Here is a 14,109-nt window from a genome sequence, read left to right as displayed (position 1 = left end):
CGCGTGGTCGTGAGGAGGAGCGGTTCAAGATCGCGAGGAACGAGCGATCTTGAACCGCGACGACGAACGGCCGCGCGTCCCCAGGCCCGCGAGCCGCCGCGCCGGAGGCGCGGCCAGAAGCTAGACCACCTTGGCCGTGGTCACCACGGGGGGCTGGAGGGTGCTGACCGGGGTGTCGGCCAGGCCCATCGTGGTGGCGGTGTTCAGCAGTTCGGTCAGCTTCTCGGTGTCGGGGCCGCCCGCCTTGATCAGACGGAGCAGCAGGGCCGACAGGGTGAGGTCGCGGACGCCGGCGGTGTCCAGGCCGGACAGCAGGCGGGTGATGTCCTCGGTGAAGCGGCCGTTGCCCTCCAGCCAGGGGCCGGCGAGGTCGCGGGCGACCTTGGAGTTGTCCACGAACTGGTCGATGCCCTTGCCGAGGGCCACCGAGCCGACCAGCTTGTCGAAGAAGACGCTGTCGCCGCCGACGATGCTGATGTCGGCCTTCTGCAGGCCCGCCGCGATGACGTTGGCCTGCTGCTCGGCGACCTGACGCTGGACGTCGATGCCGGCCAGCCGGATGTCCTTCTCGGCCTCCAGCCGCAGCCGGTACTCCTCGTGCTCGCGGGTGGCGTCGGACAGCCTGGCCATCGCCTCGGCCTTCTCGGTCAGACCCGCGGCCTCGGCCTTGAGCTTCTCGGCGATGCCCTCGGCCTGCGCCAGCGCCTTGTCCTTCTCGCCGTCGGCCTCGGCCTGCAGCCGGTCCCGCAGCGCGGCGGCCTCCACCGCGCGCTGCTCGCGCTCGACGGCGGCCTGGGCGAGACCCTCCTTCTCGATGGCGGCGGCGTTGCGCTCCCGGATCTGGGCCTCGATCAGGCCCTCCCGCTCCCGGATCTCGACGTGGCGGGCGCGGATCTGCGCGTCGGCCATCCCGGCGGCGGCCTTCTCGGCCTGGATCCCCTCGGCGAGCCGGATCTTGGCGCGGGCGTCCAGGTCGGCGGTCTGCTGCCGGGCCTCGGCCAGCGTCAGCTCCTCGCGGGCCTTGAACTTGGCGGCGGCCTCCGCGGCCTCGGCCGCCTTGATGTCCTTGACCAGCGCCTCCTGCGCCTCGGCCTCGGCGGCGATGACCAGGGCCTGCCGCTCGCGCTCGGCCTCCTCGACGGCGCGCAGCCGCTTGATGGCCTCCTCCTGCTCGGCCACCGTCCTCTCCACCGCGATCCGCTCGCGGACGACCTCGGCGATCTCCCGCTTCTCCGCCTCGACCTCCTTGTTCGCGGCGATGCGGGTCAGCTCGGTCTCCCGCTCGCGGGCGATGACCTCGAGCATGCGGTCCTTCTCGATCCGCTCGCTCTCGATCGCGATGACCCGCTCGCGGTTCTTCTCGGCGACCGCGATCTCGCGGGCCTTGTTCTCGTGCTGGACGCCGAGCTGCTCGTCGGTGCGGATGTGCGCGGTCTGCGCCCGCAGCCGCTCCTCGGCCTGCACCCGCGCGATCTCGGCCTCCTCGCGGGCCTTCATGGTCTCGATCTCGCGCTTCTGCTTGATCTCCGCGTCGGCCTTGCGCCGTTCCAGCTCCAGGATCGCCTCGGCGGCGTCCACGTTCTGGCGGGTGATCTCCTTCTCCTCGTTGCGCTGGAACTCGTTGGTGCGCACGTGCTCGATCGCGGTCAGCTCGGTGATCTTCCGGATGCCCTGGGCGTCCAGGATGTTGGCCGGGTTCATCTCGCTGAGCGGGGTCTGCTCGAGGTAGTCGATGGCCGCGTCCTCGAGGCTGTAGCCGTTCAGGTCGGTGCCGATGACGCGGATGATGTGGTCGCGGAACTCCTCGCGCCGGGTGTAGAGGTCGACGAAGTCCAGTTGCTTGCCGACGGTCTTGAGCGCCTCGGAGAACTTGGCGTTGAACAGCTCCTGCAGGGTCTCCTGGCTGCTGGCCCGTTCGGTGCCGATCGCCTGGGCGACCTTGATGACGTCCTCGACGGTCTTGTTGACCCGCACGAAGAACGTGATCCGGATGTCGGCGCGGATGTTGTCCCGGCAGATCAGGCCCTCCCGGCCGGTCCGGGCGATCTCGATGGTCTTGACGGAGATGTCCATCATCTCCGCCTTGTGCAGCACCGGCAGCACCACCGCGCCGGTGAACGTCACGTCCACCTTGCGCACCTTGGAGATGATCAGCGCCTTGCCCTGCTCCACCTTGCGGAACAGCCGGCTGACGACGATCACCATGCCGAGCGCTATCAGCAGGACGACGGCGATGAGCACGCCGAGCCCCAGGGTTATGGATTCCATGCGTACGTCCCTTCGAGGGGTCGGTCGGCCCGCCCGGCGCGCCGTTACGGCGGGCGGTGGCCGCAGGGGTCCAGCGGGTTACCAGGGTTGGTGGGGCATGACCCGGAAGAACTCGCCCGCCTCGTCGTAGTCGAAGATCAGCGCGGTGCTTCCGGTGGTGAGCGGCTCGGCCAGCGGGTCCTCGACGTCCTGGCGCACCTGCACGATGACGGTGGAGCCGTCCTCGGTGGTGACCTCGGCCTGGCCGAACGCGGCGTCGACCCGGGAGGTGCGGATCACGCAGGGCCGCCCGACCAGGTCGCGCCGGGACGCCTCCTTGGTGCGCGGCAGCGCCCGCCGCAGCGGCATCACCACCAGGCAGGCGGCCAGCCACCCGGCCACCACGGCCAGTGCCAGCGCCACCAGGCCGAGCGCGATCTCCAGCGGCGAGGACAGATCGAACGAATCCAGCACGACGGCACCGACCAGAGTGAAGAACCAGGAGAACGCGATCAGCAGGGAGAGCGCGACGGTCACCGGCACGTCACCGAGCCGCAGCGCGCCCAGCACCCCGCCCAGGCCGTCCGCCGCCGCACCGCCCGCGTCGCCGTCCAGCAGTTCCGGGTCCGCCGCGCCCAGCACGACGAACGCCCAGTAGCCGACGACGACCAGCAGCGAAAAGGTGAACAGCACGGTGGGGAAGGAGAAGACCAACCCGATGAATCCGCCCACGGCCCAGCCGACCTCCCCGTGCCGGGCCCGCCGCCCAGGGGGCCCGCACCGTCGCAGGAACCCGGCCGCGGGCCGGGCCTTTCACGGGGACGGCAGAAAGGCGCACGGTCGCACCGGACACGAGCCCGCTCGGCCATCCCTGCCGACCAGACTTCCCGGCACACCGTTGAGCGGACTCTAACGGGATGCCCGATTCGCGTCCATCGATTTTCCGGCCGCGGACCCAGGACCGGGCCGCCGCCGAGGACGTGCCGGCACACCGCCGCACCGTCCCATTCCGCTCATGCACGCCGATTACGACGCGCCCCGGCGGAGAGCGGTTTGAAACCCCTCTGACCGCATATGGCCAGCCGTAGAAAGCCGAAGCCGGCCCTGGCCCACGGGGGCCAGGGCCGGCCGGCGGCGTCGGGGGTCAGGCGTCCCAAATCTTGCGGATCTCGTCGATGGCCGAGGCGGCCTGGTCGAGGCCGGCCTGGAAGCCGGGGCCGTACAGGGCGGGGCTGAGGATGTCGGCGCCGAAGGTCTCGATGGCGGCCTGGTCCGGGCCGATCGCGGCGACGCGGGCGTCGCCCAGCTCGGCCAGCTCGCGCCGCAGCGTCTCGCGCGGCGTCAGGTGCCCCATCGGCTCGAGGATCACCACCGCCGAGGCGCCCTTGGCCAGGTCGGCGTTGGTCACCGAACGGGTGCCGCCGTCCATGTACCTGCGGCCGCCGATCTCCACCGGCGGGAACACGCACGGCACCGAGCAGCTCGCCCGTACCGCCAGCGCCAGCGGCACGCCCGAGCCGGCGTCCCAGGGCGCGAACGAGCCGTCCTCGGCGTCCACCCCGGTCACGATCAGCCGGCGCTCCGGCCACTCCTGGCCGGGCAGCATCCGCCCCAGCTCCTCCAGCACCACGCCGCGCTCGGCGACCGGGGCCTCCAGCGCCATCCGGCCGAGCCGGGCGCGCGCCTCCTGGGGCTCGAGCGTCTTGTCGTACAGGATCGCGAACGCCGACAGGATGACCTCCGGGTCGACCCCGCCGGAGGTCGCGGCCGACTCGCCCTGCGGTCGTTCCCGCATGGCCTTGACCGCCGCCGCCAGGTCCGCCCCGTACGCGGCGAACGTGCCGACCACCGACCCCGCCGAGGTCCCCACGATCAGGTCGGCCGCGGTCAGGTCCACCCCCTGCTCGGCCAGCCCGGTCAGCAGCCCGGCCTCCCAGGCGATCCCGGCGACACCGCCGCCGCCCAGCACCAGGGCGCGCCCGCCGTCCATGGTCATCCCGTGTTCCTCTCCTCGTCCGGGGTCACCCGGCCATCAGTTTCCGCATCGCCGAGCGCATCGGCTCGTCGATCGGGACGGGCCGGCGCGTGTCGCGGTCGACGAACACGTGCACGAACCGCCCCTCGGCGAGCGGCGTCGCACCGTCCTCGCGGAACAGCCCCACCTCGTACCGGACGCTGGAACGCCCCAGATGACCGATCCGCAGCCCGACCCGGAACGCCTCGGGATAGGAGATCGAGCCCTTGTAGACGCACTGCGACTCCACGCACAGCCCGATCGACCGGCCCCGGTGGACGTCCAGCCCCGCCTCCCGGATCAGCCAGTTGTTGATGACCGTGTCCATCACCGAGTAGTGCACGGCGTTGTTGACGTGGCCGTAGACGTCGTTGTCCTTCCAGCGGGTGGGGACGGTCTCCCAGTAACCGAAGTCGGCGCTCACGGCGAGCAGTTTATGTTTCCATGTCCGACCGTGACCGTTCGGCCCCGTGCACGGCCCGGACGGCCCGGTCAGGTCCTCGATGACGCGTCCTGGCGTCCCGCCCGCCTGGCGGGACGGCCCCGGAACGCCCGGTCCCCGTCGCGGCGACCCTTCGCAGGACCGCCGGGCTCACATCGAGATGCGGGAGGGACTGTGGTGAAGTCATCGGAGCCGCTCGACCGTTCGTACGGGGTGGGATCCCGTCCCCACGGGGTGGGGCCCGGCGGTGCGGGCGGCGATCCGTCCGGCGGCCTGAAGGGCCTCAAGCGGTTCGCCGTGATGATGGTGGCGATCATGGTGCTGGCCCCGCTCGGCACCGCGCTGTACATGCATTTCTTCCTGGGGGATGCCGAGGACGAAAAGCCCGCGGCCCCGCCCGTGCGCAAGAGCGCGCCGTTCACGGCCGAGACGTTCTTCGGTACCGGCACCCGGTTCAAGACGCCCGGTCTCGACTACGACCGCACGGCGGCGGCCGTCGCCGACGGGGCGTCCGGTTGCCAGGCCGGCGCCGTCGGCGCCCAGGCGCGTGCGCTGCTGCAGCGGCTCGGCTGCCGGGGCCGCGTCGAGGGCGCGTTCGTGACCGTGGACCGGAAGTTCCCGGTGACCGCTCATGTGCTGCGGTTCGACGACGAGGCGGCGGCCCGCCGCGCCGCCGCGACGCTCAAGGCGGAGCAGATGAGGTTCCTGCAGGACGGCCGGACCTCCGGCGGCCGGCGCCACGGCGATGTCAGGCCCGAGAACCGCTTCGTGGTGGTCACCATCGCGCAGGCGCCCAAGGGGGCCGTCCGCGCCGCGGCGGAGCACCTGAACGCCGAGGTGAACGCCGTCATCATATGGACGTACTGACGATCGGGCCACGCCGCCCGGCGGATGAGCCGCGTCAGGGCGCTGGGTAATGTCTGGGGGCATGACCGTCCCGAACCCGGCGAGACGCACCAGCCCCCGTTCCGACCTCACCACCCCGCCGCCCGACGCGGCCGAGCCCCGGGTGGACCCCAAGGCCGAACTCGACTTCTCCGAGATCGGGGACGTGCTGGGCAACGCCTGTTTCGGGTGCGGGCCGGAGGTGCCGCACGGGCTGCGGATCACCCGGACCGGGCACGAGGGCTCGACCTCGTACGGGGAGTTCACGGTGATCCCCGAGCACCAGGGGGCGCCGGGGCTGGCGCACGGCGGGATCCTCGCCGCGGCGATGGACGAGATCCTGGGGACCTCGGCGTGGCTGCTGGGCGGCCGGTATGTGACGGGACGGCTGGAGACCGACTTCGTGCGGCCGGTGCCGGTCGGCTCGCGGGTCCACCTGACGGCCCGATGCACGGGGGTGCACGGCCGCAAGGCCTACATGGAGGGCGAGGGCCGCATCGGCGGTCCGGACGGGCCGGTCGCGGTGCGGGCCGCCGCGGTGTTCATCGAGGTGCCGCTGGAGCACTTCACCGAGGAGCGCTGAGGTGGGCGGCGTCCGCGTCGAACGCGACGGCCCCGTCACCACCGTGATCCTGGCCCGGCCCGAGGTGCGGAACGCCGTCGACGGGCCGACCGCCGCCGCGCTGGCCGAGGCGTTCCGGGCGTTCGACGCCGACCCGGGCGCGGCGGTCGCCGTGCTGTGGGGCGAGGGCGGGACGTTCTGCGCGGGCGCGGACCTCAAGGCCCTCGGCACCGAACGCGGCAACCGGGCCGACCCGCCCCCCGCCGACGCCCCGATGGGCTGCACCCGGATGCGGCTGGGCAAGCCGGTGATCGCGGCGGTCGCCGGGCACGCGGTCGCCGGCGGACTGGAACTGGCGCTGTGGGCGGACCTGCGGGTGGCCGAGCCGGACGCGGTGTTCGGGGTGTTCTGCCGCCGCTGGGGCGTGCCGCTGGTGGACGGCGGAACGGTGCGGCTGCCCCGGCTGATCGGCGCGAGCCGGGCGATGGACATGATCCTGACCGGCCGCCCCGTGGACGCGCGGGAGGCGTACGAGATCGGGCTGGTCAACCGGCTGGTCGGTGCCGGCGAGGCGCGGGCCGCCGCCGAGGCGCTGGCCGCCGACCTGGCCCGCTTCCCGCAGACCTGCCTGCGCGGCGACCGCATGTCGCTGCTGGAGCAGGAGGGCATGACCGAGGCCGGGGCGCTGGCGAACGAGTACCGGCACGGCATGCGGGCGATGGGCGAGGCGATCGAGGGCGCCGCCCGGTTCGCCGCCGGCGCGGGCCGCCACGGGGACTTCACCGATATTTGAGGTCACCGGGGAAGCATCACGGGCTGCTCTCGACGTGCCGGCCGCACTGGTCACGGCGGTGATGCCGGGGTGTCACGTCTCCCGTCGCCAGCACCTCGGCCAGCGCGGCGGCGAACGCCTCCAGCGCCTCGACGCGCCTGGAGTGGATCACGAAGTCGACGACACCGTGAGCCAGTCGTGCGCCCGGTCCATCAGGTCGGCGACCTCGGGCGTGGACCGGTAGTGGCTCATCCGCCCCAGCAGCACGCGGACGTCGGCGGGTAACGGTCAGGTGCCGGCGGCCAGTGCCTCACCGAGTTCGGCGACGTCCGAGCGGCCCGGCCAGTCATCGGCCAGGCGGCGGTGCAACCGGCGCACGCGGCCGATCAGTGACTCCGAGGACGTGGCGTGTGCCACGGCCAGTGCGTCGGAGGCGACCGCGACGGCCGACTCGGCGTCTCCGGCCTCCAGGTGCGCGGCGGCCTGGTGGCACAGGTAAACGCCTCCCCACTCCGAGCCGCGCATGTCGGCGGGCAGCGCGGCATGGCCGGTGGCCAGTTGCTCGATGGCCTGCTGGGTGCGCGCCGGGTCGTTGCGGCCCATGTACCGCAGCGCCACCCCCCGTTCCAGATTCCAGAAGCCGGGAGCGAAGTAGTAGTACTCCCACTGGCGCGCATCGGCGGGCCGGGCGGCGGCGACCGCCTCACACGCCGCGTTCAGGGCACGGTCCGCAGCGGCCCGATCGCCCACCAGCGCGTGCCCGCGGGCCTCCATGTGCAGGTCGTAGGCGCGACCCGGGCCGCTGCGGTGGCGCTGCGCCGCCTGTGCCATGCCGATCATGGGACCGAGGTGGCCGGCGTGCTCGGCCAGGTACCCCTTCCATGAGGTGATGCTGTCGGTCAGGGCGAGATCGCCGACCTCGATGGACCAGTCGGTCGCCCGGTTCAGCCATTCGCGGGCGGACTCCAGATCGCCGGTGGCGATGTGCAGCCACCCGGCGAACTGCGCCCACTGTGCGGCGACGTTCACGACCTCGGGACGGATCGGGCCGCGCGCCTCGATGACCAGTTCCTGGATGGTGGCGAGCTGGGCGCGTACCGGCTCGATGAGGGCGGCCGATCCGATCATGTCCTCGGTGCGGCGCTGTGCGGCGAGGATCGTCGCCAGCGACTCGACGACGACCGGGTCCGCGCGAACCGGTCGCCGTGCGGCGAGGATCAGACGCTCCTCCTCGTCCGGGCCGAGCTCACCGTCCAACGCCGGGGCGCGCCACAGCGATGGCGGCGCCGAGCGATCCGGGGCGAACAGCTCGTTCTCGTCCATGCCGAAAACGGCGGCGTAGGCGGTGCGGTAGCGGGAGTCGGTGACGGGGACCTTTCCGGACTCCCACCGCTTCACATAGGTGACGAAGCTGGGCAGTTCAGGCTTCTGGGGATCGTCGACGGCATCACGTAGGAAACGGGCCATTTTGCGTTGGCCCCATCCGCGGCGCTCGCGTTCAGCCTTCAGACGCGCTGCTATGGCGCGCTGCTCGGCGGTGGTCATGGTGCACGCACACCTTTCTCACCGAGTTACCCGGGGAACATCCCCAGTGTTACCCATGATGCCGCTTGATGCACGGCGTGTGCCGCGGTTTCACTGAATGCATTCACCGCCCCGACGTCCGGGAGGGATCGTGCATCGCCGAGAGCAGGAATCGTCAGCCACCGGAGGGGCGGCCTTCCTGGACAAGCACGAAATCCCCTTTGGGCGGCCGGGTCGCACCAGGCCACGTTCTCACAGCACTTTGATTGCCGCCGGGCGCATGGTCATTTCCGCATATGCAAGCGGCGCCGGCCCGACGTGCCCGCGTCGGGGGTTCCGGGGCCTGGCCAGGAAGCGAGGTTCCTGACGTGAGCACAACCCTAGCGCCGCCCGTGTGGCCGATCCCCGTCCCCACACCGGATGAGGAGCGGTCGAAGGAGGAGCGACGGCAGCGGCAGCTCGCCGCGCTGCACGCCCGGTTCCCCGACGCTCTCGCCTGGTACGGGCCGAAGTCCGGCCTGTGGCTGGCCGCGCCCAGCGGCGCGGTCGTGCTGATCCAGGCGACGAGCGCCGCGGACCTGGCGGCCCAGCTCGCCGCGTACTACAAGGCGCTCGCCCAGGCATCCCGCCGCCGGGCCGTCACCGCGTCCTCGGCGGCCCCCCAGACCCCCCGCCCGGCGTTCGCGCAGCCGACCCAGCGCCGCACGCCGGGTGGGGCTGCTGACGGCGCGGTGGTGCGGTCGACGCCCCCGCAGCAGGCGTCCTGCACCACCGCGCCCACCAGCCCGCCCCGGCGGCCGACCCAGGCGGGTCCCCGGCACGCCGGTCCCCGGCACGTCGCCGAGCCGACGCCCGGCAGGTTCCGGCGGTTCATGTCCGGCCTCGGACTCGTGGCGGCGGCATGATCACCACCGCCGAGGAGCGCAGCAGGGCACTGGGCGCCCTTGCCGCCGCGCTGCGCGGCCAGGCGTACCGCGTCCTGGTGGTCGGCCACCACCTGACCGTCACCGACCAAGAGGGCCGGAGGGCCGAGGTGTGGGTGCAGCGGCGCGCCTCCGACAACGGGCGGCTGTGGTTCACCCGTGCCGGCGGCGCTCCGATCTGCGAGGTGAGCCGGGTGATGGACGCCGTGGTGGACGTCAAGGGCCGGTTCGCGAACACCCCGGACGGCACCTGAAGGGAGCGCGGCATGAACGCCATCGGACAGGTGACGGATTTCTGCCGGTGACATCTCCAATGACCGCGACCACATTGCCCGCGCAAGGAAGGAACCGACCTATGGGAAAGCACAACGGCCCGCCGACGGATCAGCCTTTCGACCCGTCCAAGGGGCCGCAGCCGTCCAAGGACGGCAGCAGTGGTGACAGCGGCGGTGGAAAGGGCGGCGGGAAGGGCGGCAAATGATCGCCCCTGATCCACGGGCGGCGATCGACGCCCTCGCGGACGCGGCCGACGCCACCCCGGCATGGCGCGACGCGATGCACCGGGCGCCCCGCCACGCCTTCGTCCCGGATCGGATCCTGGCCGGGCCTGCGTCCGGCCCGGACCGGCTGATCGACAAGGCCGCCGATCCCGATGGCTGGTGGCAGGCCGTCTACTCCGACCAGCCGATCGTCACGCAGGTCGACGACGGGACCACCGACCTGCCGGACGGGCGTGACTACACGTCCTCGTGCTCGCAGCCGTCGCTGGTGGTGTCCTTCCTGCGGCTGCTGGAGGTCCACGACCATCACCGGGTGCTGGAGATCGGCACCGGCACCGGTTGGACCGCCGGTCTGCTGTCGGCCGCCATCGGCGACCACAACGTCACCAGCATCGAGGTCGACCCGGTCCTGGCGGAGCGGGCGACGGCGAATCTCGAAGGCGTCGGCCTGCACCCGAACCTGATCGTCGGGGACGGCGCGGCCGGTCACCCGGACACCGTCCCCTTCGACCGGGTCCACGTCACCTGCGGAGTGCGGAGCGTGCCGTATGCGTGGGTCGAGCAGACCCGGCCCGGCGGGATCATCGTGCTGCCGTGGTCGCCGGGCATCGGCTGGGGGCACCAGCTCGTACTGCACGTACAGCCGGACGGCACCGCCCTCGGCCGCGTCGGCGACTCGGCCGACTACATGCTCCTCCGGGCTCAACGGCGCGACCTGTACTTCGGCGGGGAGCACGAGGAGACCACCACCCGGATCGACCCGCGCACGCTGGCGTGGGCGCCCCGGGGCGCCGACCTCGCCATGGCGGCGCTGTTGCCGGGCGTCCGCGCGTTCGAGCGGGAACTCCAGGACGACGTCATCGACTGGTGGCTGAGCGACCCCGGATCGCGGTCATGGGCGGTGGCCCGGTACGTACCCGGTGAGACCGAGTACCCGGTGCGGCAGCACGGCCCCCGCCGCTTGTGGGAGGAAGCCGAGGACGCCTACTTCCGCTGGCAGTCGTGGGGGCGACCGGGCTGTGATCGGTACGGCATCACCGTGAGCGCTGACGGTTTCCATCTGTGGATGGACGGTCCGGCGCACCGCATCGCCTGATCTGGAAAGGGTATGACCGAGGCCGGGGCGCCGGCGAACGAGTACCGGCACGGCATGCGGGCGATGGGCGAGGCGATCGAGGGCGCCGCCCGGTTCGCCGCCGGGGCGGGACGCCACGGCGACTTCACCGGCATCTGAGGCCACATCCGGCCATGTCCGGCCATGTCCGCGACGAGCGGCGATCCGGAAGATCATCGCCGTAGTAGATTTCGGCGATGCTTCAGCGCAGAGATCGTTTCGCCGTTCTGGGGACGGGCCTGCTGCTCGCCCTGACGGCGGCCTGCGGCGGTTCCGGCGGTTCCGGCGACGACGGCCGGGTCACCGCCACCAAGGAGCCCGGCACCGCCGCTCCCGCGACTCAGAGCCCCGCGGCGGGACCCGCGGAGGTCCCGGCGGGCTGGCGGCGGCACGACGGGACGGGGTTCACCCTCGCCCTGCCGCCGAGCTGGCAGACCATCGATCCGACCGCGCACGGCGCGCGGTCGGTGCGCCGGTCGTTCGGCCTGGAGGGCGGGGAACTGCCCGAGCTGGTCGAGGTGGCGCTGGGAGAGCTCAAGAAGCACGGCGCGGTGTTCGCCATCGAGACCGCCACCGAGCAGGCCTCGTACGCCAACCACCTGCAGGCCGTGTGCGGTCCCGGCGGGATCGTCGGCAACGACCTGGAGGCGCTGCGGCGCAAGGCACAGGCCCTCAACAAGGACAGCAGGAACCTGCGGATCACCGACGTCACCGTGGGCGGCAGGCAGGGGCTCCGGATCTCCTACACCAGCACCGGCTCCAACGGCGTCACCCAGGACACCATCGAGATCCAGGTCCCCGGCACCGGCGACGACGTGTGCGAGGTCGCGATCAGCACGGCGCCCGGCAGCCCCGCCAAGGAGGGCGAGCAGATCCTCGCCACGTTCCGCCTGACCTGACGGCCGCTCCGGAACACGCCGGAAGGGGCGGCCACCGTGTCGGCGACCGCCCCCCGGAACGGTGTCGGGATCAGACCGCCACCGCCTGCACGGCCGGGGTGCGCAGCGTGCGCCCGGTGGCGGCCAGGCTGGTGACCATGGCCAGCGCCGCGGCCACCGCGACGATCCCCAGGAACGTGCCCGGCCCGACGTCCGGCACCGCCGTGCCGGTGCGGGCGTAGTTGAACGGCAGGATCGTGAACAGCGAGGCCACCAGCCCGAACAGCACGCCCGTCACGGTCAGCACCGCCGACTCCAGCGCGATCATCCCGTACACCTGGCCGGGGGTGGCCCCCGCCAGCCGCTGCCGGCCGAACTCGCCGCGCCGGTGCACGGTGGTCGCCACCAGCGTGTTGATCAGCATGATCGCGGCGAACAGCACGATCATCCCGATCACCACCAGGTTGAGGGTCTCGATGTTCTTCTGCATGTCGTTGGGGACGGCGCCCTCGGCGGCGATCGCGGCGCTGTCGATCTGCTGCATGTACAGGGTGCCGGTGCCGATCCCGGTGAACAGGATGATCGGCGCCAGCGCCCCGGCGAGCTGGTGGGCGCGCCGCCGGATGTTCTGCACCGCCAGGTGGCCGCTGCCGCCGCCGAACCGGGCCAGCGGGGCCGCCGGCAGCCCGGCCACCCGCCGCACCAGCACCGGGCCGAGCAGCGCGAACCCGATCGACGCCCAGATGGAGGTCTGCCCGGCGGTCTGCATGGCCTCGGTGCCCTCGCCGCGCATCACGGTCGCGGTGATGACCGCCAGGTCGGTCGCCAGCAGCAGGAAGCCGATGCCCCCGACGATCCGCTTCCTGCTGGTGCGCCGCGGCCCGGCCGCCGCGTCCAGCAGCGACTCGGTGACCCGCATCCGGACGGCGCGGCGGGCGGTCAGCAGGGCCGCGCCCATCGAGGCCGCGAACGTCACCCAGAACCCCATGGCCAGTGCCACCGGCCCGAACGCGTGCTGGACCGTGGCCGTCACCTGGTCGGTGTCCTGCAGCAGGGTCAGCAGCGCCCGGCCGCCCAGCAGTCCCGGAACGATCGCCAGCGCGTAGGCGGCCAGCGCCAGCACCGCCGTCTCGCCCAGGATCATCCGCCGCACCTGCGCCGGGGTCGCCCCGACGCTCTTCAGCAGGGCGATCTCGGCGGCCCGCTGCCGCACCGCCAGGGTGAGGGTCGAGGCGACCGCGAACAGCACCAGGATCAGGCCCCAGCCGCCCACCACGGACGCCATGGTGACCAGGGTCTCCTCGTCGGCGGACGAGACCCCCGCGCCGCCCGCGGTGTCCAGCATCGACGCGAACGCCATGATCATCGTCGCGCCCAGCAGCATCGCCAGGAAGCTCGCCGCGAACGCCGGGGCGCGGTGCCGCAGCGAACGCATCGCCAGGGAGAACATCGCTCAGACCTCCGCCATCCCGCGCCGCGCGGCGACCTCGTCGGCCAGGTGGGTGAGCCGTTCGGCGACGGCCTCGGCGGTGGGGTTCGCCAGATGCCCGACGATCTGCCCGTCCGCCAGGAACAGCACCGAGTCGGCGTGCGCGGCGGCCACCGGGTCGTGCGTCACCATCACCACGGTCTGCCCGTACGTGTGGACGGCCCCCCGCAGCAGGGCCAGCACCTCGCGGGCGCTGCGGGTGTCCAGCGCCCCGGTCGGCTCGTCCCCGAAGATCACCTTCGGCGAGGTGACCAGCGCCCGGGCGATCGCCACCCGCTGCTGCTGCCCGCCGGACAGTTCGGCCGGCAGGCGCTCCAGCCGGTCGCCGAGCCCGACCCGGCGCAGGATCTCCACCGCCCGGTCCCGGTCCACCCGCCGCCCGGCCAGCTTCAGCGGCAGCGTCACGTTCTGCAGGACGGTCAGCGTCGGCAGCAGGTTGAACTGCTGGAACACGAACCCGATCCGCTCCCGCCGGAACTCGGTCAGCGCCTTCTCGCCGCCCCCCGTCATCTCGGTGCCGTCGACGAACACCTGCCCCTCGGTCGGCCGCTCCAGCCCCGCCGCGCACTGCAGCAGCGTGCTCTTGCCCGACCCCGACGGCCCCATCACCGCGGTGAACGTCCCGGCCGACAGGCTGAGCGACACCCCCGCCAGCGCCGTCACCGCGTTGTCCCCGCTCCCGTACACCTTGCGCACCGACACCAGCCGGAGCGCCTCCGCACTGCTGTGCTGTCTCGTGTTCATGGCCCCGAGGTTCGA

16 protein-coding genes are annotated in these 14,109 nt (G+C 72.5%); 8 read left to right on the top strand and 8 right to left on the bottom strand.

Annotation, left to right across the window (positions count from 1 at the left end; genetic code table 11):
• Positions 1–120: 120 nt before the first annotated feature.
• From HNR21_RS03115 to HNR21_RS03100, 4 genes are all read right to left on the bottom strand, one after another.
• Positions 121–2,268 (bottom strand): flotillin family protein, encoded by a 2,148-nt coding sequence (locus HNR21_RS03115; protein ID WP_182703960.1) that lies wholly within the window; start codon positions 2,266–2,268, stop codon positions 121–123.
• A 78-nt stretch (positions 2,269–2,346) separates the two neighbouring features.
• Entirely contained in the window at positions 2,347–2,979 is a 633-nt protein-coding gene (locus HNR21_RS03110; protein ID WP_182703959.1) for an OB-fold-containig protein, read from the bottom strand.
• A gap of 412 nt (positions 2,980–3,391) precedes the next feature.
• A complete protein-coding gene (locus HNR21_RS03105) occupies positions 3,392–4,243 on the bottom strand; it encodes a patatin-like phospholipase family protein (protein WP_182703958.1) in 852 nt (283 codons plus the stop codon).
• A gap of 25 nt (positions 4,244–4,268) precedes the next feature.
• Entirely contained in the window at positions 4,269–4,685 is a 417-nt protein-coding gene (locus HNR21_RS03100; protein WP_119728011.1) for an acyl-CoA thioesterase, read from the bottom strand.
• Between the two features lie 192 nt (positions 4,686–4,877).
• Here HNR21_RS03100 and HNR21_RS03095 point away from each other — a divergent pair, with 192 nt between their 5' ends.
• The 3 genes from HNR21_RS03095 (at position 4,878) to HNR21_RS03085 (ending at position 6,943) form a co-directional block, all read left to right on the top strand.
• On the top strand, positions 4,878–5,570 hold the full coding sequence (locus HNR21_RS03095; protein WP_182703957.1) for a hypothetical protein: 693 nt from the start codon (positions 4,878–4,880) through the stop codon (positions 5,568–5,570).
• A gap of 61 nt (positions 5,571–5,631) precedes the next feature.
• Entirely contained in the window at positions 5,632–6,171 is a 540-nt protein-coding gene (locus HNR21_RS03090; protein WP_182703956.1) for a PaaI family thioesterase, read from the top strand.
• A gap of 1 nt (position 6,172) precedes the next feature.
• Positions 6,173–6,943, top strand: coding sequence for a crotonase/enoyl-CoA hydratase family protein (locus HNR21_RS03085; RefSeq protein ID WP_182703955.1), 771 nt, complete (start codon positions 6,173–6,175; stop codon positions 6,941–6,943).
• 16 nt (positions 6,944–6,959) lie between these two features.
• On the opposite strand, the gene HNR21_RS35840 is transcribed toward HNR21_RS03085, so the two are convergent.
• Positions 6,960–7,094, bottom strand: coding sequence for a hypothetical protein (locus HNR21_RS35840; RefSeq protein ID WP_281402022.1), 135 nt, complete (start codon positions 7,092–7,094; stop codon positions 6,960–6,962).
• A 116-nt stretch (positions 7,095–7,210) separates the two neighbouring features.
• Complete coding sequence (locus HNR21_RS03080) at positions 7,211–8,467, bottom strand: helix-turn-helix domain-containing protein (RefSeq protein WP_182703954.1); 1,257 nt, start codon at positions 8,465–8,467, stop codon at positions 7,211–7,213.
• A gap of 347 nt (positions 8,468–8,814) precedes the next feature.
• On the opposite strand from HNR21_RS03080, the gene HNR21_RS03075 reads away from it, so the two are divergent.
• The 5 genes from HNR21_RS03075 to HNR21_RS03055 all read left to right on the top strand — a co-directional run bounded on the left by HNR21_RS03075 (position 8,815) and on the right by HNR21_RS03055 (position 11,882).
• On the top strand, positions 8,815–9,351 hold the full coding sequence (locus tag HNR21_RS03075) for a hypothetical protein (RefSeq protein WP_182703953.1): 537 nt from the start codon (positions 8,815–8,817) through the stop codon (positions 9,349–9,351).
• Positions 9,348–9,623 (top strand): hypothetical protein, encoded by a 276-nt coding sequence (locus HNR21_RS03070; RefSeq protein WP_182703952.1) that lies wholly within the window; start codon positions 9,348–9,350, stop codon positions 9,621–9,623. Before HNR21_RS03075 ends, HNR21_RS03070 begins: the two co-directional genes overlap by 4 nt.
• Before the next feature lie 223 nt (positions 9,624–9,846).
• On the top strand, positions 9,847–10,965 hold the full coding sequence (locus HNR21_RS03065; RefSeq protein WP_182703951.1) for a methyltransferase domain-containing protein: 1,119 nt from the start codon (positions 9,847–9,849) through the stop codon (positions 10,963–10,965).
• Between the two features lie 12 nt (positions 10,966–10,977).
• A complete protein-coding gene (locus HNR21_RS35835) occupies positions 10,978–11,103 on the top strand; it encodes a hypothetical protein (protein WP_281402021.1) in 126 nt (41 codons plus the stop codon).
• A gap of 77 nt (positions 11,104–11,180) precedes the next feature.
• On the top strand, positions 11,181–11,882 hold the full coding sequence (locus HNR21_RS03055; RefSeq protein WP_182703950.1) for a hypothetical protein: 702 nt from the start codon (positions 11,181–11,183) through the stop codon (positions 11,880–11,882).
• Positions 11,883–11,952: 70 nt separating this feature from the next.
• Here the strand turns inward: HNR21_RS03055 and HNR21_RS03050 are convergent, their stop codons facing one another.
• Together HNR21_RS03050 and HNR21_RS03045 are read right to left on the bottom strand one after the other, a co-directional pair.
• Positions 11,953–13,311, bottom strand: coding sequence for an FtsX-like permease family protein (locus tag HNR21_RS03050; RefSeq protein WP_119728022.1), 1,359 nt, complete (start codon positions 13,309–13,311; stop codon positions 11,953–11,955).
• Positions 13,312–13,314: 3 nt separating this feature from the next.
• Positions 13,315–14,094 (bottom strand): ABC transporter ATP-binding protein, encoded by a 780-nt coding sequence (locus HNR21_RS03045; RefSeq protein WP_182703949.1) that lies wholly within the window; start codon positions 14,092–14,094, stop codon positions 13,315–13,317.
• Positions 14,095–14,109 lie beyond the last annotated feature (15 nt).

This window comes from Thermomonospora cellulosilytica, from assembly GCF_014138835.1.
Classification (GTDB): Bacteria; Actinomycetota; Actinomycetes; order Streptosporangiales; family Streptosporangiaceae; genus Thermomonospora; species Thermomonospora amylolytica.
Note: the sequence above shows the minus strand (reverse complement) of the source record. Positions and strands in the feature narration are given on the sequence as shown.

What these genes read in the sequence shown, in the direction of transcription:
- HNR21_RS35835 (WP_281402021.1), top strand. Translation starts at nt 10,978, where the DNA reads ATGACCGAGGCCGGGGCGCCGGCGAACGAGTACCGGCACGGCATGCGG.
- HNR21_RS03090 (WP_182703956.1), top strand. Translation starts at nt 5,632, where the DNA reads ATGACCGTCCCGAACCCGGCGAGACGCACCAGCCCCCGTTCCGACCTC.
- HNR21_RS03055 (WP_182703950.1), top strand. Translation starts at nt 11,181, where the DNA reads ATGCTTCAGCGCAGAGATCGTTTCGCCGTTCTGGGGACGGGCCTGCTG.
- HNR21_RS03115 (WP_182703960.1), bottom strand. Translation starts at nt 2,268, where the DNA reads ATGGAATCCATAACCCTGGGGCTCGGCGTGCTCATCGCCGTCGTCCTG.
- HNR21_RS03045 (WP_182703949.1), bottom strand. Translation starts at nt 14,094, where the DNA reads ATGAACACGAGACAGCACAGCAGTGCGGAGGCGCTCCGGCTGGTGTCG.
- HNR21_RS03050 (WP_119728022.1), bottom strand. Translation starts at nt 13,311, where the DNA reads ATGTTCTCCCTGGCGATGCGTTCGCTGCGGCACCGCGCCCCGGCGTTC.
- HNR21_RS03105 (WP_182703958.1), bottom strand. Translation starts at nt 4,243, where the DNA reads ATGACCATGGACGGCGGGCGCGCCCTGGTGCTGGGCGGCGGCGGTGTC.
- HNR21_RS03070 (WP_182703952.1), top strand. Translation starts at nt 9,348, where the DNA reads ATGATCACCACCGCCGAGGAGCGCAGCAGGGCACTGGGCGCCCTTGCC.
- HNR21_RS03065 (WP_182703951.1), top strand. Translation starts at nt 9,847, where the DNA reads ATGATCGCCCCTGATCCACGGGCGGCGATCGACGCCCTCGCGGACGCG.
- HNR21_RS03080 (WP_182703954.1), bottom strand. Translation starts at nt 8,467, where the DNA reads ATGACCACCGCCGAGCAGCGCGCCATAGCAGCGCGTCTGAAGGCTGAA.